The sequence below is a fragment of the Microcystis sp. T1-4 genome (genome assembly GCF_000297435.1).
GTDB lineage: Bacteria > Cyanobacteriota > Cyanobacteriia > Cyanobacteriales > Microcystaceae > Microcystis.
This window is the reverse complement of sequence record NZ_CAIP01000214.1, coordinates 19,994-44,558: the sequence shown is the minus strand read 5'-3', so window position 1 is coordinate 44,558 and position 24,565 is coordinate 19,994. Positions and strand designations below refer to the sequence as shown.

17 protein-coding genes are annotated in these 24,565 nt (G+C 44.2%); 16 read left to right on the top strand and 1 reads right to left on the bottom strand.

Annotated features, from left to right (window positions below; genetic code table 11):
• The first annotated feature begins 172 nt into the window (after positions 1–172).
• The 16 genes from MICAI_RS22575 to MICAI_RS13420 all read left to right on the top strand — a co-directional run bounded on the left by MICAI_RS22575 (position 173) and on the right by MICAI_RS13420 (position 24,084).
• Complete coding sequence (locus tag MICAI_RS22575) at positions 173–793, top strand: YcbK family protein (protein ID WP_008202900.1); 621 nt, start codon at positions 173–175, stop codon at positions 791–793.
• Between the two features lie 61 nt (positions 794–854).
• A complete protein-coding gene (locus MICAI_RS13495; RefSeq protein WP_008202898.1) occupies positions 855–1,820 on the top strand; it encodes a hypothetical protein in 966 nt (321 codons plus the stop codon).
• A gap of 27 nt (positions 1,821–1,847) precedes the next feature.
• Positions 1,848–3,287 (top strand): hypothetical protein, encoded by a 1,440-nt coding sequence (locus MICAI_RS22570; protein WP_008202896.1) that lies wholly within the window; start codon positions 1,848–1,850, stop codon positions 3,285–3,287.
• A 39-nt stretch (positions 3,288–3,326) separates the two neighbouring features.
• A complete protein-coding gene (locus MICAI_RS22565) occupies positions 3,327–4,223 on the top strand; it encodes a peptidoglycan-binding domain-containing protein (protein WP_008202893.1) in 897 nt (298 codons plus the stop codon).
• A gap of 80 nt (positions 4,224–4,303) precedes the next feature.
• Positions 4,304–5,959 carry an N-acetylmuramoyl-L-alanine amidase gene (locus MICAI_RS13480; protein WP_008202890.1) on the top strand — a complete coding sequence of 552 codons (1,656 nt, stop codon included), beginning with the start codon at positions 4,304–4,306 and terminating at the stop codon, positions 5,957–5,959.
• Positions 5,960–6,011: 52 nt separating this feature from the next.
• Complete coding sequence (locus tag MICAI_RS13475; protein ID WP_008202888.1) at positions 6,012–6,437, top strand: tetratricopeptide repeat protein; 426 nt, start codon at positions 6,012–6,014, stop codon at positions 6,435–6,437.
• A 34-nt stretch (positions 6,438–6,471) separates the two neighbouring features.
• On the top strand, positions 6,472–7,488 hold the full coding sequence (locus tag MICAI_RS13470) for a hypothetical protein (RefSeq protein WP_008202886.1): 1,017 nt from the start codon (positions 6,472–6,474) through the stop codon (positions 7,486–7,488).
• A 43-nt stretch (positions 7,489–7,531) separates the two neighbouring features.
• A complete protein-coding gene (locus MICAI_RS13465) occupies positions 7,532–8,281 on the top strand; it encodes a DUF2272 domain-containing protein (RefSeq protein ID WP_008202884.1) in 750 nt (249 codons plus the stop codon).
• 346 nt (positions 8,282–8,627) lie between these two features.
• Positions 8,628–8,819 (top strand): hypothetical protein, encoded by a 192-nt coding sequence (locus tag MICAI_RS23970; RefSeq protein WP_223210022.1) that lies wholly within the window; start codon positions 8,628–8,630, stop codon positions 8,817–8,819.
• A 250-nt stretch (positions 8,820–9,069) separates the two neighbouring features.
• Positions 9,070–13,761, top strand: coding sequence for an ExeM/NucH family extracellular endonuclease (locus MICAI_RS22555; RefSeq protein ID WP_008202882.1), 4,692 nt, complete (start codon positions 9,070–9,072; stop codon positions 13,759–13,761).
• 52 nt (positions 13,762–13,813) lie between these two features.
• A complete protein-coding gene (locus MICAI_RS13445) occupies positions 13,814–14,326 on the top strand; it encodes a PEP-CTERM sorting domain-containing protein (protein ID WP_008202879.1) in 513 nt (170 codons plus the stop codon).
• A 207-nt stretch (positions 14,327–14,533) separates the two neighbouring features.
• Entirely contained in the window at positions 14,534–14,803 is a 270-nt protein-coding gene (locus MICAI_RS13440) for a YciI family protein (RefSeq protein ID WP_002736230.1), read from the top strand.
• Positions 14,804–14,976: 173 nt separating this feature from the next.
• Positions 14,977–18,507 (top strand): chromosome segregation protein SMC, encoded by a 3,531-nt coding sequence (gene smc, locus MICAI_RS13435; RefSeq protein WP_008202877.1) that lies wholly within the window; start codon positions 14,977–14,979, stop codon positions 18,505–18,507.
• A gap of 363 nt (positions 18,508–18,870) precedes the next feature.
• A complete protein-coding gene (locus tag MICAI_RS13430; RefSeq protein WP_008202874.1) occupies positions 18,871–20,451 on the top strand; it encodes a photosystem II high light acclimation radical SAM protein in 1,581 nt (526 codons plus the stop codon).
• 42 nt (positions 20,452–20,493) lie between these two features.
• On the top strand, positions 20,494–22,023 hold the full coding sequence (locus MICAI_RS13425) for a WD40 repeat domain-containing protein (RefSeq protein WP_008202872.1): 1,530 nt from the start codon (positions 20,494–20,496) through the stop codon (positions 22,021–22,023).
• A gap of 180 nt (positions 22,024–22,203) precedes the next feature.
• On the top strand, positions 22,204–24,084 hold the full coding sequence (locus MICAI_RS13420) for a DNA-directed RNA polymerase subunit gamma (RefSeq protein WP_004163413.1): 1,881 nt from the start codon (positions 22,204–22,206) through the stop codon (positions 24,082–24,084).
• Between the two features lie 40 nt (positions 24,085–24,124).
• Here the strand turns inward: MICAI_RS13420 and MICAI_RS13415 are convergent, their stop codons facing one another.
• Positions 24,125–24,541: a RidA family protein gene (locus tag MICAI_RS13415; protein ID WP_081504677.1), complete on the bottom strand. Its 417-nt coding sequence runs from the start codon at positions 24,539–24,541 to the stop codon at positions 24,125–24,127.
• Positions 24,542–24,565 lie beyond the last annotated feature (24 nt).

Below are 24,565 nucleotides of genomic sequence, written 5' to 3'. Positions count from 1 at the left end.
CAATATAGCGGTTCTCGCATCTGTGCGGCACACTTAAACCTTTGCTGATTAAGCTGTTCAGAATCGGGAATGTACCTCGTGTGAATCAGAAACGCTATAATTTCTTTACCGTTGGTAGTACGCTTTCCCTCATTCTCAATACTATTAATTACCCCAAATGCAGGTCAAAATCATGAACGATACTCAAGAACAGTCCTCATTAAATTTAGAAATTTTGGCAGAACGATTAGAAAACATTGAATCCCTTCTTTTTGCCCTACATAGTAATGCAGCCTATTTAGAGAACGAACCGTTTGAAGTGGTTGAGACAGAAGAGGTGGTTCTTCAATCCCTAACCTCACAGTTAGAAAACTATATTGATGGTTTAGGCTTGCAATATTTCAAAGGCCGTGAGTTAACGCCCTATTGGAATCGCACTTGTGGCAATACCCGTAATTCCGTCCCTCCTCAGAATCTTTGGCCAAATTTAGCACGAACCTTAACCGTTTTAAACAAACTACGCAGTGATCTAGGTGTCCCCATCGTTATTACCAGTTCTTATCGAGATCCTGATTATAACGCTTGTGTCGGCGGTGTTCCTGGTTCTGAACACACTAAAGCCCTAGCCTTAGATTTTGTGGCTCGTGGGGGTACTCCTGCCCAATGGGCGGCTAAATTAAGCTCCTATCGCGGTAGAACCTTTAATATTCCGGGTATTGGTAACTATGTCTTTCACGGGGGGATTGGCACTTATCCAAGTCGAAACTTTGTTCATGTTGACACCAGAGGGACAGATGTAAATTGGACGGCTTAACTCTCTGTTGTTTTTGGTTTCCTAGCCAATATTTAACATCATTCATAGTGAGGGAAAATCTATGCTTAAAGAATCTTCCATTCAAGGATGGGTGCTCGGTTCCTTAGGAATTCTGGCTTTAAGTTTGACGTTGAATGGATGCAGTCCCGAAAGAAGGGCAATTTTACGACTAACAGCCCTCAATTTTCAGACTCAAGCCACGGAAGCGATCGCCGCCACCAAAGTCATTTATCAACTTACAGCGAATGCTAGACCTGAAAATCAGCGCCGAGAAGTCCTAGTCAGAAGGCTTTTAACTGATCCTAACCTTGATTTTGGCAATCCAGAGGCAATTAATAAAATTATTGGCCAAATACTGGGTATTAGTCCAGCCATTCCTAATCCCGTCAACGAAGCTCTCGATGATCTGCGTCAAGAATATGTCGTCGCCGCGGAAACCTTTACCAATCTTGAGCAAGCAGGCTTATTAGGGACAGAATCGAAAGCAGTGGCAAGTGCAGCCGAACCTGCACGAAGGTTAACCGTGAAAATGCTTCTTTTAGCCGAAATGATCCGTCAAAATCCCCCCAGTCCTAAAAATGCTAATCGGGTTTGGATTTTCTATCAATTTGCTCAACTACGCACTCGTTATGCTTCAGCAACCACAGACGCTGAACGAAGACAAATTATCGAGACAGCGAATCAATTGCTTGATCAACTTTTTACCATTAATGCCCAAGAAACCACAATCGTCTGTCAAGCAACGGCTAAATTGCTCTTAACTGCCCAAACAGGCACACAACTTTCGGCTTTAATTGAAGACTACGATCGCCTCAGTCTTAACGAAATTGTGGCTAAGATTACCACCGCTTTAGGCATTGCTTCCAGTTTAAGTGGTCGCGATTTAACCAGCGTTAATAGCAAAATCACCGAGATTCAGACAAGCATTCAAAAGGATGCCGCTTTAAACCGAATTCTCAATGAACTTCCTCAACAGCGTTGGCAAGTCAGTTCTTCTGCATCTGCCCCCCTAAATTGTTCTCAGTAAACATTTAATTAACGAGAGGTTGCAACTATGCCTACTAACTATTCCGAAGCTCAACTGCAAGGAGCTTATCAAAAAGCCTTTAAAGCCTACATGGGAAGGGATTACGTCACAGGGGTTGATGTCGGTTATCAATACACGGAAGGTCAACCCACGGATAATATTGTCGTTCGAGTTCATGTTAAGGAAAAACTGCCGGAATCTAGCTTAGAAGCAGTGGAAATCTTCCCCAAAGAGATTGATGGTATTCCTCTTGACGTGATTCAAGGGATTTATCGACCTCATATAGCTGTTGTGGCAGAAACAACGTTGAAACGGCAAACTCGTCTTAATCCAATTCAACCAGGAATTAGTGTGGGTCATTTTCGGACAGCGACGGGGACTTTAGGGGCGATCGTCTATGATAAGATGACAGGAAAACCTTGTATCTTGAGTAATTGGCACGTTTTAGTCGGAAGTAAGGAAGCTTCTCCAGGGGATGAGGTTATTCAACCCGGTGCGGCTGATGGCGGACGATTAACCCTTGATCGAGTGGGATGGTTAGGGCGTTCTCTGCTGAATGAAGAAGGGGACGCAGCGATCGCTTTTTGGGATAGTCCCTCAGATCGTAGCCTTGAATTGGCTCAGTTTAACACGGGAGTGGTCGTTAAATCGGCTCGTTTGGCTAGTTTAAGCGATGTCGGTCAAATTTTAGAAAAATCAGCCAGAACTACGGGAGTAACACGAGGCAAAATTGATGGGGTGGGATCATACACTCTGACTTATCCAGTGGGCAGCAAAACGGTTCAAGGGTTCAAAATTGTGGCAATTATCCCTAATAATCCCGATAATGAGGAAATTAGCGCAGGGGGTGATTCGGGAGCAATTTGGTACGATCCTCAAACCCATGAAGGGGTTGGTTTACACTTTGCGGGAGAATCAAATCCCGATCCCAGACAAGAACACGCAATTGCTTGTCATTTACCGAGAGTGTTATCGGCGTTAAATGTATCCTTAACCCCTTTAGTACCAAAAGACGTAGATTTGAACAGAGAAAGCTTAGAAACAGTTACAACTGCATCTCCCAATCTTAATAAGATCATGGCTGAGATCAAACAACTGATCGATACCGTGAGCTTAACCGCCAATCTTCCCGTCGGAACACCTATTGATCTGCAAATTCTCCGCCAAGCGGAAAACAGACTTAAAAACATCGAATTTCGCCTACAGTTTGAATTACTGAGGGCAGAAGATAACAATGATTGGGCTTTGGCTGATTTACTTTATGATGCCATTGAACAATGCCAAAAAGCGTTAAATGCTGTCAGAGGCGCATTAATTCGTCTTGTTGTCATTGGAACGGATCACGCTCAAATTATTGCCCAATGCCGCAGTATTCGCCAAGATATTGACCGTGCGGTTCGGACACAACAGGTGATTGATTACTTCATTCGTGTAGCCATTTTAGTCCGTCGCTTTGTCGGCGTTTAATAAGTCAATTATGTCAATTTTTGACAAGGAGCATCCAGAATGAGTACCTTACAGCAAGTTATCGACCAAAATAAATACATTACTTTCGGCGAAATTGCCTCTTCTCCGTTAAACGAGGATGAAGAACTCTGTCGAGAAATTCAAACCATCCTTAAAGGATTAAATTTATACAATTACACCATTGACGGTGATTTTGGGGGCATTACTCGGCAAGCCTTACGGGATTTTAAAGAAGAAAAAGGACTGACGGGGGGAGACATCTTGGGTCCTTCTACCGCCAAGGCACTCTTACGATATAGTACAAACGGCGTTTTACCCCCACCCCCTCAACCCCCTCTGCCTGATGGTTTAGCTCGTGCGGTGATTCAAGAAGGTCAAAAACACGGCTTAACCTTAAGAACTCAGATTGCCTATATTATGGCAACCGTACAACATGAAACTGCCAATACTTATAAACCAGTGCGAGAAGCCTTTTGGAAAACCGAAGAATGGCGACGACAAAATCTTCGTTATTATCCTTACTACGGTCGAGGCTATGTGCAACTGACTTGGAGAACGAACTATCAGAAATATAGCAATATTTTAGGAGTTGATCTCGTTAATAATCCCGATCGAGCCTTAGAGCCAAGTATTTCTTTATATATCCTTGTTCATGGGATGGCTAATGGCATCTTTACGGGACGACGCTTAGGGCAATATGTCAGTGTTAACCGTACTGACTTTGTGAATGCGAGAAAAGTCATTAATGATATGGATCGGGCGCATCACATCGCTAACTTAGCTCAACAATGGTTAACCAAACTGAATAACTTCCCTGTCCCTGAAGCCTTACCTGAAGCTGTCAATCTTGGAGCGGGAATGCCAGCGTTTATCGAAGAAAATGTGCAACTCTCAGAAGATGAGCTTTTCCTGTTTGAGCAAATCATGAGTAGTTAAATCAGCAAGTTCCCCTCTTCTGTGTGTGGGAGAGGGGAGTTAATACTTGTTGCCTTTTGGGAAAATTGAGGATTAAAATGATGGTTAGCCGTAAAAAACTTGGAGAAAGCTTAAATTTAGAAATCGACTTAATTCCTGAGTCAAATTCTAATCGTCCCAACACAAAAATAACGCCTAGTTTCATCACTATTCATAACACTGATAACTCGGGAAGGGGGGCCGATGCTCGCGCCCATGCCCGATATGTAAAAGGTCAAGATGCTCAAAATCGGAAGGTTTCTTGGCATTATACTGTTGACGACAAGCGTTCTATTAAACATTTACCTGTCAATGAAAAAGGATGGCACGCCGGAAGTGGTGAAGGTAATAAGAAAAGTGTGGGTATTGAGATTTGCATGAATGAAGGGATTGATCAAGAAGCTGCTAATGATCGTGCGGCTACCTTAACGGCGATCTTAATGTATGACCTCAATATTCCTCTCAGTAACGTTGTTACCCATAAACATTGGACGGGAAAAAACTGTCCCCGATTACTTCTAAATGATTGGGATCGTTTTAAACAACAGGTCAAAGACATCTACAATAGTATTGAACCCCAACCTGAAGCGATCGCAGAATTATTTGCTGATGAGAGTCTGTTTGAGGGTCACGGTCAAGAATTAGATGAAGAAATCCCCAAACTTGAACAGTTAGAACATCCTGCCTTTTGCAGTTTACCGGCTGTCCCAGAGCGTCTTCTATCAGAGGATATTGACCCAAATCGGGCTTCTCTCATTCTGATCAGTCAGAAAAAATGGGTTAATCGAACGATACTCCATTATTGCTTTTTGGATACACCTAGTCGTTGGCGAGGAGAAGAAAGACAAAAAGAAGCCGTCCGCCAAGCCTTCAATACATGGAAAAATTTAGGCATTGGTTTAGCATTTGTTGAAGTTACCGATCCCAGTGAAGCAGAAATTCGGATTGGTTTTGATCCACAAGAGGGATCTTGGTCTTATATCGGACGCGATGCCATCGATTATGTGACCAATCCCCGTGAACGGACGATGAATTTTGGTTGGGATTTAACCACTCCCTACGGACGAGATACGGCATTACATGAAATTGGTCATGCCCTTGGTTTTCCCCATGAACATCAAAATCCCTTAGCTGGTATTGTCTGGAATGAAGAAAAAGTCTATCAAACTTATGCGGGAGATCCTAATTATTGGTCACGGGAAAAGACGTATAATAATATCATTCGCAAAATTTCTCCCGATTTAGTTAAAGGTTCAGGTTGGGATAAAAATTCCATCATGCACTATCATTTTAAGGAGGGATTAATCCTCTCGCCATCGGGTTATGAAACTCTACCTTTGATTCCTGAACCAGGCTTATCTCCGATTGACATTGAAACTGTTAAACGTTTTTATCCGCGGACATCTGAAGTCAATATTGAACTCAAACCGTATCAGTCAATTTTAATCAACATCAATCCTAGTGAGCAACTCGATTTTATCATTCGACCAGAGGAACCCCGAAAATATACTATTGAAACCATCGGTCATTTAGATACGGTAATTGTCTTATTTGAAGATGTCAATGGAACACCTCGCTATATGGCAGGTGATGATAATAGTGGTTTGGACAACAATGCACAAATTATCACTCGTTTAATTAAAGGACGAACCTATTATCTTCGATTACGACTTTATACCGCTCAAGCCAGTGGTCAGGGTGCAATTATCCTTTGGTAATATCTGTTGATTGACTGTTCCCTGAAAGTAGTTAAAAAGGGAGGATAGCTAGATGAAATTTAGCCTCATATTACTCATGATTATTGGGTTATTAGCGGGGTGTATGCTATCTTCTCTAGATCAACCTTTAACGCTTGAACCAGAGACAACAACTTTTTTCCCATCTTGTGACATTTCTAGACCTCTTAATCCTGACCCTGAACCTCAACCCAATGAAACAGTATTAGATCGATATTTTCGGTTAGCTTTCACTCAAGAAGTTTCTGGAAATTTCACAAAAGCTATTGATTATTATCAACAGGCGGCTAACTTATCTCAATGTGAATGCGATCGCCGACACGCTTTAGCCGGAAAACAGGCCGCCGAAGAATCACAAAATCTTCTCGAAAAAGAAGGAATAGAAAGTAAACCCACACAATTTTTCTGGGTAAGATTACAAGAATTAACGGAAAACTTACCTTGTATTCAAGTTCAATAACACAGAATTTAGATAAATTTGACAGGAGTAATCTATGAGTACCTTACAAATTATCAATCCTACCAATCATGCTCGATTTGAATGTCTAAAACCTGTTACTTTTACAGGCAAAGTCGATCCTGGAATAGTCACTGTAGAACTAAAAGCAGACGAACAATATTCCCTAGGCAGTGGTCAGGTTAAAGCGGATGGTTCTTGGTCGATTACTTATTCAGGATTTACCAATATCGGTGAGCGCAAAATTACCGCCATCGGTTTTGAGCAAGGAAATCAAAAAAAGGCAGAAACCAGTATCTATATTAATGTTGTTTACGCCACGGATGGACTTGATAAAATTATTGAGGTTGCCGCTAATTCCCAAATAGCCCGTTATCACTGGCTCGATCGAGGAGTTGCACCCAAAGGTTACATTAAAGGGATGGCAGTTGTCTACGCTAAGGTTTATTGCCAGTTGAAAGCAGCTAATCCCTTTGCCAAAGAAATGGCGAAAGCTAACACAGGAAACTCCGATAAAGATGCCTTAGCACACTACGCTCAGAAATTCCGTGATTTAGGGATGAATAATAGCGTGGCAGGGGTTGATACCCTCAGACATTTATTTGTCTTGCTGATAGGTTTAGGAATGCGAGAAAGTTCTGGAAAACACTGTGAAGGACGTGATCGTTCAGCCAGCAATACCACTGCTGAAACGGCGGAAGCGGGATTATTTCAAACAAGCTATAATGCCCGAAATTCTCATCTATTGTTACCTCAGTTATTTGAACAGTATTTAGCCAATTCATCAGGGTTTATCGAAATCTTTAAGGAAGGGGTTACTTGTCCTCCTCAAGACTGGGAAAACTATGGAGAAGGGAAAGGAAAAGAATTTCAACGCTTGTCGAAAGCTTGTCCGGCTTTTGCCGCCGAATTTGCTGCTATTGGCTTAAGAAATCTCCGAAAACATTGGGGACCAATTAACCGCCTAGAAGCTGAAATTTGTCCTGAAGCTGATGCTCTGTTACAGGAGGTTCAGAAGATTGTTGATCAATTGAATCTTTGTTCATTGTTTTAATTATCTTTTTTTCTATCTCTCAAATAAGGGAAAGGAGGGAGTTATGAAACTTTTCAATACTCTAATTGCTGGTGGATTATTAACTATTAGCTTTTTAGTCATTACTGGGGCAACAAAAGCTCATATCTTTCAAGAAAAAGTGGCTGAAAACGCTGTTAAAGAATGGCGAAATTTTCATAATCCACCCATTGTTGTCAGAGCTAAAGCAGATACTGAAATACGCAGAGATACAGGAACAGCTGAAAGACCTCTAGAATATGCTCAATGTAACATAGTTAATCGTTACTGGCGCAGTGTAAAAACACCCCCTAGAGGTGACTTTTGTAGATTACCCAGAATAGCAGATAAAAATCAAGGAGGCTGGGATAATTATCCTTGGTCAGCCGCTTTTATTTCTTTTATTATGAAACAATCACGGGCAGGTGATCAGTTTAAATATAGTGTCCGTCACGCTACTTACATCGTTGATGCCGTCAAAAATCGGGACAATCCTAATGCTTCTTTTCGAGGCTATCCCATTGATTGGATTCGTCCATCTGTTGGCGATCTAATCTGTGCGCCGCGAGGAGAAAATGCGGGTTTAACCTATTGGAAGATTATTGATCAAGGAGATTTTGAATCTCATTGTGATATTGTGGTTGCCAAAAATAACAATCAATTAGAAGTCATCGGTGGGAATGTAGGAGATAGTGTGGCAAAAACGATTGTTTCTCTAGACGATCAGGGACACATCAAAGTCACCAAACCTGATTTCAGACCTTGGTTTGTGGTTATTAAAAATAATCTCAGATAAGGTGCAACTCTTGAAGTGATGGCAAAGTTGAAATCTTTAAGGAGGAAAGGCGATACATGGGAAAATCCTGCGCTTTTCCTCCCCTATAGAATTTAAGCGTATTGTCGCTGGACAAGAATATCATTTTCAAGCAACAGGTCAATGGACAGACTGGACAATTACCTCTAATGCTGATGGTTATGAAAGTCCTAAGTGGGTGGGTGGAATTAAATATAAGATGAACGTAGGTTGGGTTGAAGCATGAAACCCAACGCCCGCATGGGTTACGCTACCGCTAACCCATCCTACAAATAATTGTGCCTCCCTACTTAATTTCTTGCTGAAACTATGTGAAGGACTACGACGAATGCCTAATTCAGCTTGGTTTTCACTGATTGGTTCAATTGATAAAGATCAAGATAGTTTCTTCCTCATCGGCACAAATAAACAGTTTATAGCCCCAAAAACAGGACGGCTTTACTGCTTTGCTAACGATGTGATCATCGCCTATGGCAATAATCGAGATAGCATCCAACTCACTGTAACTTCCTTAACTTGACAAAGGGAACAGTCAAACTAGAGGCCCTATGAGGTGAAAGTCTCATGTACGGTTCGGAATGGCAGGGGATGGGGACGACGACCTTCTCGACCCCTACTCAGTTTAAAGGCAATACAGTTGACAATGCACCCCATTCGATAAATCACCGATAAATATTGCTTAATTGAACTAACACTGTCCCTTAACTACAGGTTTACCCCAGATTAATTTCTGGACTCTAAGGTAGTAAAGGCATCTTGATCACTACAGTATGAGTAACGCTACCTTTACAGAAAATTTTAATGCTTTTACTGGTTCGGGATTCGCCCCGATTCCGAGTCTAGGTCAGCTAGATTCCGACCTTTGGATTATTTCCGGTCTTTCCGATGGCAGCATGACCCATGGGGACACCCGTACTTCTTCAGGAGATTTTGCCAGAGGACAGACATCTAACCCTGTCACCACTGGGGGAGTTTATGCTTTCAGCATCGCTTCGGGAAATAATGCTTTTGGGGTACAACCCACAGGAGATGATTTTACCCCCGGCGCTATCACCCTACGCTTACAGAATGTCACTAATAGCTTAGTGGATTCGATTACTCTTTCCTATATCATCCGCTTTCGCAACGACCAAAATCGGGCTAATTCTCTGAATTTTTCCTATTCTGGGGACGGAAATACTTTTACTGCTGTTAGCAGTTTAGACTTTATCACCCCGGATAAGCTGGACAGTTCCGGTTGGCAGTCGGTAACTCGTTCTATTACCCTTTCTGGATTAAGTATCGCCGCTAATAGTAATTTTTTCCTGCGTTGGACAGGAGATGATGTTAGTGGTAGCGGTAGTCGCGATGAATACGCAATTGATGATATTGCCGTGACTGGTTTAGCTGCCCCCAGTACATATATTCTACCCACTCCTACCCTCGTAAAAATCCATGAAATTCAAGGCACGGGTTTAGTCAGTCCAATTTTAAATCAATTGGTGACTGTAGAGGCGATCGTGGTGGGAGATTTCCAGGGTAATACGGGATTAAGTGGTTTTTATCTTCAGGAGGAAGATAGCGATAGCGATAGTAATCCTCTGACTTCCGAAGGTTTATTTATTTTTGAAGGCAATATCCCGATTATTAACCTTACTATCGGCGATAAAGTTAGAATTACAGGAACAGTTAGTGAATTTGGTAACGCGGGGGTATCCTTAACCCAACTGAGCAGCATCACAGAAGCGTTAATTATTTCTAATAATAATCCCTTACCCACGGCCGCCACTATTAGCAATCTCTCGAACGCGAATGCTCAACCGCAAGTTTTAGAAGCTTTTGAGGGAATGCGGACAACTTTCGCCGAAACTCTCTCTTTAACCGAATATTTCCAACTTGGTCGTTTTGGTAGTGTGGTTTTATCCTCCGGGGGACGTTTACAGCAACCCACTAACGTTACCAATCCGGGGACAGATGCCAATACTTTACAAGCGAGTAATAATCTGCGACGAATTACCCTAGATGATGGTAGTAATCTCACTTTTCCGACGACTCTATTCGGACGTGGTGGCAATCCCCTCAGTACCAGTAATATTTTACGGGCCGGGGACACAGTAACGGGATTAACCGGAGTTTTAGACCAACGTTTTGGAGTCTATCGCATCCAGAATAACCAAGGTGTGGACTTCCAAGCGGTCAATAATCGCTCAGAAACGCCCACTAATGTGGGTGGTCGCCTAAAAATTGCCAGTTATAACGTCCTTAATTACTTTACCACCATCGCCAATGGCACTAATAATGCCCGGGGTGCCAATAGTATCAACGAATTCCAGCGTCAAGAGGAGAAATTAGTCACGGCACTTATCGGTCTTGATGCCGATGTTTTCGGGTTGATAGAATTGGAAAATAACGGCGATGGGGCGATATCTAAGCTTGTTAACGCTTTAAATGCCGTTGCAGGTGCAGGAACCTACGCTTTTATCCCCACAGGTACAATTGGCACTGATGCGATTAAGGTGGGAATCATCTACAAACCCGCTAAAGTTACCCCTGTAGGTGATTTTAAGATCTTAGACAGTAGCGTTGATGCTCGTTTCGATGATACTCGCAATCGTCCCGCCCTAGCACAAGCCTTCCAAGAAGTCAATACCGGTGCCAAATTTAATTTAGTCGTCAATCACCTAAAATCAAAAGGTCAATCGGGTTTAACTAATACAAGTGATCCTAACTTCGATCGAGGGGATGGTCAAGGTTTCTGGAATGCCAGTCGCACCAATGCGGCCTTAGCCTTAAGGGATTGGATAGCCACGGATCCCACTAATAGCGGTGATAGGGATTATTTAATTATCGGGGATTTCAATGCCTACGCCCAAGAAGACCCTATTCGAGCGCTCGAATCCGCCGGATATACAAATTTAGTGGGTCAATTTGGGGGTATTAACGCTTATTCCTACGTTTTCGATGGTCAAGCTGGTTATCTTGACCATGCTCTCGCTAATGCTAGTTTAGCCTCCCAGGTAACGGGAGTGACAGAATGGCACATTAACGCCGATGAACCTAGTGTTTTCGACTACGATGACAATATCGTTGACCCCGGGGAAAATCCCTCCAATCCTCCCTTAAACCCCTCTGCACTCTACCAAGTTAACCCCTATCGTACCAGTGATCATGATCCCGTTTTAATTGGTTTAAATTTAACCACCCCTCAACCCTTTAAACTGCAATTATTCCATTTTTCCGACAACGAAGGCGGAATTTCAGCCCTTGATGATGCCCCGCGCATGAGTGCGGTGTTAAATGCCCTCAAACAGCAGGACATCGATAACGATGGTGTAGCAGGTTTTGCCAATACCCTCACCCTTGCGTCTGGAGATGCCTACATTCCGGGGCTATTTTTCGGGGCCAGCGAACAGGTATTCGGGGCAGTTGGCCGCGGCGATATCCAGATTCTCAACAATTTGGGAGTACAAGCGAACGCTTTTGGCAATCATGAATTTGATCAAGGTACAGCAGTTGTCCGTAATCTAATTCTTGCCAATGGCAACTATCCGGGTACAAATTTCCCCTATCTCAGTTCTAATCTTAATTTTGCCCCCGATACCAACTTAGCCAGTTTAGTGACTGCCGATGGTCAGGAAGCGAGTACCATTGCTAATAAAATCGCTAAGAGTACGGTGATTACTCTGCCCGATGGCGAGAAAATTGGCATTGTTGGGGCAACTACCCCGATTTTACGCTCAATTTCCAGTCCGGGTAACGTGGGAGTTTCTCCTGCTAATCCAAATGACCTTGATGCTTTAGCGGCCATTATTCAAGCTTCCGTCGATGCACTTTTGGCCGCTAATCCGGGGATGAATAAGGTCGTTTTGTTAGCCCATATGCAACAATTATCGATCGAACAGGCCCTAGCGGAACGTTTACGCAATGTCGATATTATTGTCGCTGGTGGTTCCCATACTCGTTTAACCGACGAAAATGACCGTTTACGCGCCGGAGACACCTTCCAGGGCGTTTACCCCATTGTCAAAACTAACCCGGAGGGAAAACCGGTAGCGGTAGTTAATACCGACGCTAATTACAAATACGTCGGGCGCTTAGTTATCGATTTTGATAGCAGTGGTCATATCATTCCCGAAAGCTACAATCCCAATATTAGCGGCGCTTACGCCACCGATGCCCAAGGGGTGACGGAAGTGGGGGGAACAGGATTAGAAGACCCCGAAATTCGGGGGATTACCAATTCCCTCAGAGGGGTTATTAACGCTCAAGAAGGCAATTTCTTCGGTTTTACGCGAGTTTTCCTCAACGGTCAACGGTCGGGGACAGGATTAGATGGAGTTCGCCAACAGGAAACCAACCTCGGCAATATTACCGCCGATGCTAACCTAGCTGAGGCCAAAAAAACCGATGCTAACGTGGTTATTTCCCTGAAAAATGGCGGTGGTATTCGCAATAGCATTGGCAGTATCATCGTTCCCACCGGTACGGAAGCCGTACGGGTAGCACCGGAAGAAGTACCCGGAGTGAAACCGGCCGGGGGAATTTCAGAAGTAGCGATTAAAAATGCCCTCAGTTTTAATAATTCCCTTAGTCTCACCACTGTCACCGCGAGTGAATTAAAGGGGATTTTGGAGTATGGTCTGGCAGCTAGTACAAATGATCCTGCTAATTCCCAAGGCCGTTTCCCGCAAGTGGGAGGAATGGCCTTCAGTTTCGACCTTGATGACCCCGCTGGCAGTCGGATAAAATCTTTGGTAATCAAGGATGAAAACGGCACAGTTATCGATGTGGTGGTGCAAAATGGCGCAATTGTCGGTGATGCTAATCGTAGCTTCCGCATGGTGACGCTTTCTTTTCTTCTTGATGGCGGTGATGGTTATACCATTCCCCAGCGCAATCGCGTCAATTTGCTAGGCAGTACACCCAACTTCACTGGAAATGCAACTTTTGCCCCCGATGGTACGGAACAGGACGCTTTTGCGGAGTATTTACGGGCGAATTTCTTCAATCAACCCTTTTTAGGGGAAGATGTGAGCAGAGAATTTGATACCCGTCTGCAAAACCTCAATTTCCGCAGTGATGAAGTTTTGCGTTCCACTCGTTCGGGTACGGCCAGCATTGATAATCTAGTGGGTACTACCGGTGATGATGTCTTAGTCGGGTTTCAAGGTCGCGACACCCTAACTGGTTTAGGTGGTAATGATTTGTTTGTTTATGTCAGTTTGAGCGATCGCAGTGATACTATTACTGATTTTACCGTCGGCAGCGACAAAATTGTTCTCACGCAACTGCTTAATAGTTTGAATTACACCGGCAGTAATCCCATTGCTGATGGTTATATCACTTTTACTGCTCGTGGTAGTAGTACGGTTCTCAATATCGATACTGATGGTTTTGGAACTGCCGCAAGTCCTTTACCCCTAGCGTTAATTAATAACGTTGCGGTGGCGGTCTTGAATAACCTTGCCAATTTCCTGTTCTAGTTTTTTTTGGTGGGCTATCAATGCCCACCGTTTTTTTTAAGGAGTAATTTCCATGAATAAAGTTGCTGTAATCACAGGTTTAGCCCTAGCATATTTTGCCGTCAATGTCAATAGTTTACAAGCGGCAAATATCACCTACAATTTTCAAGGTGTTATAACTTCTGGAAGTCTGAATGGGAGTTATTCTGGTTCGGCCAGTTTCGATGATGGGGCGATTACAGGCGTAGATTTTGAATCTATCCCCTTGACCAATATTAGTTTTAATCTCCTCGACCATAGCTTTAATCTCACTTCGGCCGATGCCCCTCCCGTGGCTAATTATTTCGATGGGACTTTTATTGGCATCGATTATAGTGTCACCTCTACTAATGCCTTCTTTCCCATCGCTAATTTTGCCCTGACTAGCGGATTTTTTGAACTAAGTGAAGCGGCTTTTACCTATACTCCTCGCTTGGGTATTGCAGGACAAGGTAGCCTAACTTTTAGCAAAGTTCCTGAACCTTCTATCGTTATCGGTTTAATTACCTTAGGAGGAATAGGTCTTGTCTTTCGCAAAAGTCCCTAACTAATTTGAGACTTCCTTAGCTAAAAACGCCTACCTCAAACTAATGGGTAGGCGTAGTTTATCGATTACTCTACTTAAACTTTCTGTAAAACTTTGGCATAGACAAAATCAGCCAACTCCAACCCCCCCCCACTTTTCTAGATTGATTTAGTCTGATTGACGATTCGATCGTAAAATAGCAACAGATCAAGAGAGTACAGGTCAAATATGCCGAAATTTGTTGTCTGGGGTAGTTATTGTGAAAACGTGCTGGAAAAACGCGCACCCTATCGTCAAGCACATCTAGAGGGATTAAATCAACAGAAAGAACGGGGAATTCTCGTTACTATCGGACCAACGGCAGATTTAAGCCAAGTTTTCGCAATTTATCAGGCAGCCAGCGAGTCAGAAGTGCGAGAATTAATCGAAGCGGATCCCTACTGGCAAAATGGCATCTGGACAGAGTACCAAGTCAAGGAATGGATTCAAGCCATCTAAGGGGGCTATCAGCTATATTTTTCTATAAGGGTGTTGTCATAAAATTTTCCAACTACGCAACTAATCAAACTCATCTCCGGTCAAGTCTGAGGATATTGTCAAGGATAAACCGGAGTTATCCCTTATCGATTCCAGCTGACAGCTGATAGCTTGCCTACTTTTTGCTTATTGCCATGGTTTACATCAAAAAGGTCGAACTCTCACACTTCAAATCCTTCGGGGGAACGACTCCTATACCCTTTTTACCGGGGTTTACGGTGGTTTCTGGTCCAAATGGTTCGGGAAAGTCGAATATCCTTGACGCATTGCTATTTTGCTTGGGATTAGCTACTTCCAAGGGAATGCGGGCCGAAAGATTACCGGATTTAGTCAATCACAGCTATAACAGTCAACGTCATAGCTCAGAAGCGAGTGTTTCGGTGACTTTTGATGTTAGCGATATTCCTGACGCAACCGATAGGGATTGGACGGTTTCCCGACGCTTAAAAGTGGCTAAGGGTGGCAGCTATACTTCTACCTACTATATCAATGGGGAAACCTGTACGGTTAGCGAACTTCACGACCAATTAAACCGTTTACGCATCTATCCCGAAGGGTACAACGTGGTGTTACAGGGGGACGTAACCCGAATTATCAGCATGAATGCCAAGGAAAGACGAGAAATTATCGACGAATTGGCAGGAGTAGCCGAATTTGACCGCAAAATTGAGAAAACTAAGGAGAATATCGATTCGGTTAAAGAAAGGGAAGAACGCTGCCAAATTATTGCCACAGAATTGCAAAAATCTCTGGAGAAATTAGCACTCGATCGCATTAAAGCCGAAAAATACCAAAAACTCAAGGCCCAAGTCCAAGAAAAACAACAATGGGAAATTGTCCTCCATTGGCAAAATCTCCAGCAGCGCTGCCAGCAAGTAAAAGAACAAATTCAAGCTGGGGAAAGGGAAAAACAGGTTTTAACGGAGACTATCGCCAATTTATCCAAACAAATCGCCCAAAATAGTCAAGAATTAGAGAAACTCAATCAACAGGTTAAAGCTTTTGGGGAAGATGAACACCTGTCCCTAACTTCCCGATTAGCGAGTCAACAGGCCAAACGACAACAACAGCAACAACGACAAAAAGAGTTAGAAAACCTCGAAAAAGAATCTCAGGCACAGAAAACCAGACTTTTAGAGGAAATTAATCGCTATAATCGCGAATTAAACCAGATTACTGCCCAAAAAAGCCGTTTAGAAACTGAAATTTTACCCAATCTCCTACGGACAACCCAAACCGCAAGGGAAACCCTAGAAACCCATCGTCTGCAAGCAAGTAGTCTCGCGGAAGCGTCAGAAGCTTGGGTAAAAGAACAAAGTGACCTTTCCCGCAATATTACCCGTCTTCAGGAACAATTAAACCCCTACCGTAGCCAACGGGCCCAATTGACCGAAAGATGCGATCGATTGCAAACTAATATAGTAGAAGCTGGTCAACGTCTGCAAGAATTAGAGCAAGTCATTAGCATAAAAACGGAAGAAAGTCAAGAAATATTACAAAAAATTAATCAATCGGAACCCGATATTCAAAATTTAGCCCAAAAACTCACCATTGCCGAACAAAATCGCGTCATCAGTCAGGACACCCAAAAACGTCTGCTCAAGGAACAACGGGACAAACAGAGGGAATTAGATAAACTGGAAGCGACCAAGCAAGCGCAACAGGAGGCCCAGGGAACCTATGCTACTCAAATATTATTACAGTCAGATTTGCCCGGAATCTGCGGATTAGTGGCACAATTGGGGGAAGTAGAGGAACGTTATCAAATTGCTCTGGAAATCGCCGCCGGAGGTCGTTTAGGTCATGTAGTCGTCCAAGATGATAGCGTCGCGGCTGCCGGAATTGCCTTACTAAAACAGCGTCGCATCGGTAGGGCCACTTTTTTACCCCTGAATAAAATTCGTCCTCCCCGTCCCCAGGATATTTCCTCTCTGCGTCATGCGCGGGGTTATCTGGATTTAGCGGTGAATTTGGTTAAGTTTCAACCCCAGTATCGGGAGGTTTTTAACTATATTTTTGGCAGTACCGTGGTTTTCGAGGATATAGATTCTGCCCGTTATTATATCAATCAATATCGCATCGTTACTTTGGATGGCGAGTTATTAGAGATGACTGGCGCTATGACCGGAGGCAGCCAACCGACGCGATCGGGGCTGCGTTTTGGTAAAATTTCTCCGAAGGAGTCTAGTGAAGCGGAATCTCTACGGGAAAGATTAGCAGAAATCGATCGCATTCTTACCCGCAACGAAGAAAAAATCACCCAAGTTAATCATCTTATCAGTCAGTTAACCCAACAGTTAACCGAAACCCGTCAAAGTCATCGGGAAAATCAATTATCTCTACAACAATTAAGCAAGGATTTACAACGTTTAACCACAGAAAAAGAGGATTTAACCCGTCAATTATCGGGCCAGCAAGAGGAAATTACTATTTCTCGTCAACGGTTAGAGGTATTAACTAGAGAAATTCCAGAGTTAGAGTTATCCTTACAGCAAGAACAGGAGAAATTAACTGCTTTAGAGGCCAATCATACCCATAGCGAATGGCAACAGGTACAGGGAATAATTCGCGCTCAAGAATTAGAGTTACAAACCCAAGAAAATCACCTCGCTACAGTCCGCGAACAGTTAAAAGATTTACAAAGTCAACAAATCAGACTAGAGGAAAAAAGTCAAGAGTCTGCGGATAGAATTACCGAGATTGAGAAAATAATCACCGATGCAGTTAATCAGAGAAATATCGGTAATCTGGAGATAGAAAAACTTGATCACCATATTTTAGAAATCAATCAAGGTTTACAGCAATTATCCCGACAAATAGGGGAAACCAAGCAAAAAAGAGACCAATTAGAGACAGTTTTGCGACAACAACAAAACCAACAACAACAGGCTATCTGGCAATCAGAAAAGTTGGTCAACAATCAAGAGGAAAGACAAGCATTACTAACCACTTTACAGACAGAAATTAGTCAACTAGAAAGCGACTTACCCAATCCCTTGCCTGAAATTCCTGAAAGCGAGCGAGATTTCGAGAAAATTCAAAGCGATATTCGGCAGTTACAAAAGAAATTGGCAGCTTTAGAACCTGTGAATATGTTAGCTTTAGAAGAATACCAAAAAACTAAAGAGAGATTAGATGAACTATCAGAAAAACTGCAAACTCTAGAAGGGGAAAGAACCGAACTACTTTTACGGATAGAAAACTTTACCACCCTCAGATTTAATGCTTTTCAGGAAGCATTTACTGCTGTGAACGAAAACTTTAAGACCATATTTGCCACCCTGTCCGATGGCGATGGTTACTTACAACTAGAAGACGAAAATGACCCCTTTAATGGTGGCTTAAATCTGGTGGCACATCCGAAAGGAAAACCCGTACAGCGATTAAGTTCCATGTCTGGAGGTGAAAAATCTTTAACCGCTTTAAGCTTTATTTTTTCCCTACAAAGATATCGTCCTTCTCCCTTTTATGCGTTTGATGAAGTGGATATGTTTTTAGATGGGGCCAATGTAGAAAAATTGGCTAAAATGATTCAAAAACAAGCACAACAAGCGCAGTTTATTGTCGTTAGTTTGCGTCGGCCGATGATTGAAGCATCGGAAAGAACCATCGGTGTCACCCAAGCGCGGGGAACCCATACACAGGTACTAGGAATTAAAGTTTAACCTTAGACGCAAGTGGGGTGTGGGAATTATGAATTATGAATTATGAATTATGAATTATGAATTATGAATTATGAATTATGAATTATGAATTGGGGTGTGGGGAAGTGGGGTGTGGGGTGTGGGGTGTGGGGTGTGGGGAAGTGGGGTGTGGGGTGTGGGGTGTGGGGTGTGGGGAAGTGGGGAAGTGGGGTGTGGGGTGTGGGAAGCTTTTCAGTAAACAGTAAACAGTGAACTGAAAACTCACATCTGATAACTGATAACTGATAACTGATAACTGATAACTGATAACTGCCAGACAAGCCGGACAAAGTTAAGTTATATTAAGATTACTCAGAATGCGTCCTCGTCCCATTCAGAAATCTCATGACTCAACCGCAAGCGCAACGCATCCTCTACGTTAGACTCCCCTGTAACCCCATTTTCCCCATCGGTGTGGTTTATCTTTCCGACCACGTTCATAAACTATTCCCCGACATCGAACAAAGGATTTTTGACCTTGGCACCGTCCCCCCCTTAGACTTTAACCAGGCACTCGATCGCTGTGTTGACGAATTTCGGCCCACCCTGCTAGTATTCTCCTGGCGGGATATTCAAATATATGCCCCCGTCGGTGGTCGCGGTGGTAATCCCCTGCAAAACGCCTTTGAATTTTACTACGCTAAAAACCCCCTAATCAAGCTGCGAGGTGCTTTAGGAGGTTTAAAGGTGACAACCGCCTACTACGGCGAATTATGGCGCAATCAGGGACTAATTCGCCGCGGGTTGCAGCGGGCCAGAAAATACCATCCCGAAGCGCGAGTTATCGTCGGGGGTGGTGCCGTCAGTGTTTTCTACGAACAACTAAAAACCAAACTGCCCACAGGAACAATTGTATCAGTAGGAGAAGGGGAAACCCTGCTAGAAAAATTCCTCTCTGGCCGGGACTTTAGCGATGAACGTTGTTATGTGGTCGGAGAAACCACACCCCGGCCGCGTTTAATCCACGAATCCCCCACCCCGTTAGAAAAATCCGCTTGTAACTACGACTACATCGCCAGTATTTGGCCGGAATTTTCCTACTATTTCCAAGAAAACGACTTTTATATCGGGGTACAAACCAAGCGCGGCTGTCCCCATAACTGCTGCTACTGCATCTATACCGTCGTCGAAGGGAAACAAGTACGCATTAATCCTGCCGATGAAGTAGTTAAGGAAATACGCCAATTATACGACCGCGGCATTCGCAATTTTTGGTTTACCGATGCCCAATTTATCCCCGCCAGAAAATTTATCGACGATGTAGAAGAACTATTAGAAAAAATCCTCGATGCTGGGATGAAAGATATACGTTGGGCTGCCTATATTCGTGCCGATAATCTCACCCCGAAACTGTGCGATTTAATGGTAAAAACAGGCATGAACTACTTTGAAATTGGTATCACCAGTGGTTCTCAGGAATTAGTCCGCAAAATGCGTATGGGCTATAATTTGCGGACAGTTCTGCAAAATTGTCGAGACTTAAAAGCGGCGGGTTTTAATGATCTGGTTTCGGTAAATTATTCTTTCAATGTCATTGATGAAACCCTAGAAACCATTCGTCAAACTATCGCCTATCATCGGGAATTAGAAAATATTTTTGGAGTCGATAAAGTGGAACCAGCCATCTTTTTTATCGGACTACAACCCCACACCCATCTAGAAGAATACGCCCTCAAAAAAGAAATTCTTAAACCCGACTACGATCCCATGAGTTTAATGCCCTGGACAGCCAAAAAACTGCTCTGGAATCCTGAACCTTTGGGGTCATTCTTTGGCGAAGTTTGTCTGCAAGCATGGCGACAAAATCCCGATGATTTTGGACGGGAAGTGCTGAAAATTTTGGAAGCAAGACTAGGGAAGGCCGATTTAGAATCCGCTTTAACCGCACCGATAGAAACTAAGGAAAAAGTCTTAATTCCTGCTTAAAAATTAATTTTAGTCAATCCCAAGGCGGCAATTAGCGTTACCATGAGTCTGAAATCAGGAGATGATCAAAATCCCTTTACCGGTAACTGCAAAATGACCGACCATCGCCTCCATGGGCTAGAATTAGCGGAATATATCGCCCTAGGATTAACCCTGCTTACCCTTATCGCCATGGGTGCGGGGTTTTTGCCTTTGTTCCTCCTAGTCGTGACTTTCGGGTTGAATATTCTCAATCGTCTCCGAGAAAGAACCCTGCAAAGTCAACGCTTAACCGAGATAACCGGTCATTTACAGGAGCAGTGGGAAGAAGAAAAAGAAGCTTTATCGGCCCAAATACAGTCCCTCGATCCCGCAGTGGCCAGCGATAACGACCTTGCGGTCGCAACGCGCTCGCTACGCGAGATCGCAGAATTAGAGGAGAATATTCTCGCCCTCGAACAGTCCTACAATCAAATTATTCAATACATCAACCGTAACGCGCTGCTGGAACGCATCGAACATCTGGAAAAATCCTACAGTCGCTTACAAAGAGAGATTTTGCCGCTTAAGGAAGAATCGGCGGATATTCCCGCCACCAAAGCGGAAAATGAGCCACAAATCACCCTACCTACCCTTAATTTAACTCCCACTTCCCCCCCTGTCCCCCATTGGCACTATTATCGCCGTCTGACCGCCCATCGGGAAATGATTACAGCGATCGCAATTACCGAGGATCAACGGTTTTTAATTAGCGTTAGTTGGGATCGTACCCTAAAAATCTGGGATTTTGCGAGAGGAACCCTGATTAATACGGTGGAAGCTCATGATCAGGGCATTTTAGCCCTAGCAGTCACCGGAAAGGGCGATTATCACCTAGCGACGGGGGGATTCGATCAAACCGTTAAATTATGGACTTTAGCCAGCGATGGCAGTAATCTGGAATTAGATCAAATTTTCCTCGGTCATCTCGGTTCGATTCACGGCCTAGATTTTGCCCCTCGGTGGCATTTTTTGGTTAGTGGTAGTTACGATCAAACCCTAAAACAGTGGAATTTAGAGCAGGAAAACGAAGAATTTAGCTCCTATGACAGTCTGGGGGCAATTTATGCCCTAGCAGTGGCTCCTAATCAAGATTTTATCGCCGCAGCTGGAGGTGATGGCACTGTCACCCTCTGGCAATTAGGATCGGGAGAAAAAATCGCCGTCTTATCAGGTAACGTTTCTTCGGTGCAGAGTATTGCGATCGCAGCCGATAGTCAGATTATTGCCGCCGGTTGTGTGGATGGGACGGTGAAGATCTGGCACTACCACCCGGAGAAAAGCGGTCATTTTGCGCCAATTCGGGTGATTAATGCCCATAATGGTCAGGTGACAAGCTTGGTATTTGCAGAGGAGGGTCAATGGTTATTTACTGGGGGAACCGACGGAGAGATTAAAATCTGGTTAGCCAATTCTCAACAGGCGATCGCAACTCTCACCCCTGCCGATGGGCGATTATCGCCGATCTCCAGTTTAGTTCTCAGCCCCGATTATTGCCACCTAGCGGCGGCCGCGGCCGACGGCAGCATCACCATCTGGGAAAATATCACTTAATGGTCGATCGAACTAGAAAAATTGTATAATGTAATGTCCCGGACTCGATCAGGCCAGTTTGACCCGAAGAAAAAGTGACTGAGTTAACTGTCGTTTCTGCCTAATAGTTGTCATCGGGGCATCGAGAACGCGAGAGCGATCGCTTATCCCAGAATCATTACCCATAGTAAAAAATTCAGAATGAAGACTCCAACAGATCAAAGATTTGATTACGTCAAAATCGGTTTAGCGTCCCCCGAGAGAATTCGGCAATGGGGAGAAAGAACTCTACCTAACGGTCAAGTCGTCGGAGAAGTAACCAAACCAGAAACGATCAACTATCGGACTCTCAAACCGGAAATGGATGGGTTATTCTGCGAGAAAATTTTTGGCCCCTCCAAAGACTGGGAATGTTGGTGCGGTAAATACAAACGCGTCCGTCACCGGGGAATTGTCTGTGAACGTTGCGGGGTAGAAGTCACCGAGTCCCGGGTACGTCGTCATCGCATGGGTTTTATCAAATTAGCTGCCCCCGTCACCCACGTTTGGTATCTCAAAGGTATTCCCAGTTATCTCAGTATCCTGCTCGATATGCCCCTGCGGGACGTGGAGCAGATCGTCTATTTTAATGCCTATGTGGTTCTCGATCCGGGTAACGCGGGCAATCTTAGTTATAAACAACTCCTCAGCGAAGATCAATGGTTAGAGATCGAAGAAGAAATCTACGCGGAGGATTCGGAATTAGTCGGCATTGAAGTGGGTATCGGGGCCGAGGCTATCCAAAGACTCTTACAGGAAATTAACCTGGAAGAAGAAGCGGAAAGACTGCGGACGGAAATTGTCGAAAGTAAAGGGCAAAAACGGGCAAAATTAATTAAACGTCTCCGGGTAATCGATAACTTTATCGCCACGGGTTCTCAGGCAGAATGGATGGTTTTAAGCGTAATTCCCGTGATTCCTCCCGATTTACGCCCGATGGTGCAGTTGGACGGCGGCCGTTTTGCCACCTCTGACCTGAACGATCTCTACCGTCGGGTGATTAACCGCAATAACCGTTTATCCCGTCTGCAAGAAATTCTCGCCCCGGAAATTATCGTCCGCAACGAAAAACGGATGTTACAGGAGGCCGTCGATGCTTTAATTGATAACGGTCGTCGCGGTCGCACGGTGGTGGGGGCCAATAATCGCGCCCTGAAGTCTTTATCGGATATTATCGAGGGTAAACAGGGGCGTTTCCGTCAAAATCTCCTCGGTAAACGGGTTGACTATTCGGGACGTTCGGTAATCGTTGTCGGTCCGAAATTGAAGATCTATCAATGCGGTTTACCCCGGGAAATGGCGATCGAATTGTTCCAGCCCTTCGTTATCCATCGTTTAATTAAATTAGGCATCGTCAATAATATCAAGGCAGCCAAGAAAATGATCCAACGGGGGGATGCCAATGTTTGGCACGTCTTGGATGAAGTAATCACGGGACACCCGGTGATGTTAAACCGCGCCCCCACCCTGCACCGTTTGGGCATTCAAGCGTTTGAACCGATACTGGTGGAGGGCCGGGCGATTCAGTTACATCCCCTCGTCTGTCCCGCTTTTAACGCTGACTTTGACGGCGACCAAATGGCCGTACATATTCCCCTCTCCCTGGAAGCACAATCGGAAGCGCGATTATTGATGTTGGCCTGTCATAATATTCTCTCACCGGCGACCGGTCGCCCGATTGTTGCCCCTTCTCAGGATATGGTTTTGGGTTGTTATTATCTCACGGCCGAAAATCCCAAGGCCCAAAAGGGTGGAGGTCGTTATTTCGCCAGCATGGATGACGCTATTCGCGCTTTCGATCAGGGATTGGTGGATCTGCACGCTTCTGTGTGGTTGCGTTTACCCGTCGGAGAAAAGGTGAAAACCAATAAACCCGATGAGGAAGTCCTGGAAACGGAAACTCTCCCCGATGGCAGCATCTGGAAATATTATCGGGAGCGCAAAACCCGGGAGAAGGATGGTGAGATAATTTCTCAGTATGTGCGTACTACTGTAGGGCGAATTATCTACAATAAGACGATTCTAGAAGCTTTGGTGGTCTAGAGAGAGATTAGGTTAGGGTGGGCATTGCCCACCTTAATTTTTAGGCTAAAGCGGCAATACATTCGATTTCCACTAGCACATCTTTGGGAAGACGGGCCACCTCCACACAGGCCCGGGCCGGGGCAGTTTCTGGGGGGAAATAACAGGCATAAACTTGATTCATCGCCTCGAAATTGGCTAAATCAGAGAGAAAGACGGTAGTTTTCACCACATTTGACCAATTAGCCCCAGCAGCGGTTAAAATGCCCTCTAGATTGGCCATAACTTGTTCGGTTTGGGCGCTAATTTCCCCGGAGACGATTTCACCCGTGACGGGATCTAGGGGAATTTGTCCCGCAACAAAGAGAAAAGGACCGGTAGCGGCGATCGCTTGATTATAGGGACCCACAGGGGCCGGAGCTTTATCAGTACGGATGACCTGATTATTCATGGGCAGGATAGTTAAAAAAGATGACATTGAATCAATTGAATATTTTCCCAG

Coding starts and splice junctions, on each gene's coding strand:
- MICAI_RS13445 (WP_008202879.1), top strand. CDS start 13,814: ATGAATAAAGTTGCTGTAATCACAGGTTTAGCCCTAGCATATTTTGCC.
- MICAI_RS13430 (WP_008202874.1), top strand. CDS start 18,871: ATGACTCAACCGCAAGCGCAACGCATCCTCTACGTTAGACTCCCCTGT.
- MICAI_RS13470 (WP_008202886.1), top strand. CDS start 6,472: ATGAGTACCTTACAAATTATCAATCCTACCAATCATGCTCGATTTGAA.
- MICAI_RS13495 (WP_008202898.1), top strand. CDS start 855: ATGCTTAAAGAATCTTCCATTCAAGGATGGGTGCTCGGTTCCTTAGGA.
- MICAI_RS13480 (WP_008202890.1), top strand. CDS start 4,304: ATGGTTAGCCGTAAAAAACTTGGAGAAAGCTTAAATTTAGAAATCGAC.
- MICAI_RS22570 (WP_008202896.1), top strand. CDS start 1,848: ATGCCTACTAACTATTCCGAAGCTCAACTGCAAGGAGCTTATCAAAAA.
- MICAI_RS13465 (WP_008202884.1), top strand. CDS start 7,532: ATGAAACTTTTCAATACTCTAATTGCTGGTGGATTATTAACTATTAGC.
- MICAI_RS13415 (WP_081504677.1), bottom strand. CDS start 24,541: ATGTCATCTTTTTTAACTATCCTGCCCATGAATAATCAGGTCATCCGT.
- MICAI_RS23970 (WP_223210022.1), top strand. CDS start 8,628: ATGCCTAATTCAGCTTGGTTTTCACTGATTGGTTCAATTGATAAAGAT.
- MICAI_RS22565 (WP_008202893.1), top strand. CDS start 3,327: ATGAGTACCTTACAGCAAGTTATCGACCAAAATAAATACATTACTTTC.
- MICAI_RS13440 (WP_002736230.1), top strand. CDS start 14,534: ATGCCGAAATTTGTTGTCTGGGGTAGTTATTGTGAAAACGTGCTGGAA.
- MICAI_RS13420 (WP_004163413.1), top strand. CDS start 22,204: ATGAAGACTCCAACAGATCAAAGATTTGATTACGTCAAAATCGGTTTA.
- MICAI_RS22555 (WP_008202882.1), top strand. CDS start 9,070: ATGAGTAACGCTACCTTTACAGAAAATTTTAATGCTTTTACTGGTTCG.
- smc (WP_008202877.1), top strand. CDS start 14,977: ATGGTTTACATCAAAAAGGTCGAACTCTCACACTTCAAATCCTTCGGG.
- MICAI_RS22575 (WP_008202900.1), top strand. CDS start 173: ATGAACGATACTCAAGAACAGTCCTCATTAAATTTAGAAATTTTGGCA.
- MICAI_RS13475 (WP_008202888.1), top strand. CDS start 6,012: ATGAAATTTAGCCTCATATTACTCATGATTATTGGGTTATTAGCGGGG.
- MICAI_RS13425 (WP_008202872.1), top strand. CDS start 20,494: ATGAGTCTGAAATCAGGAGATGATCAAAATCCCTTTACCGGTAACTGC.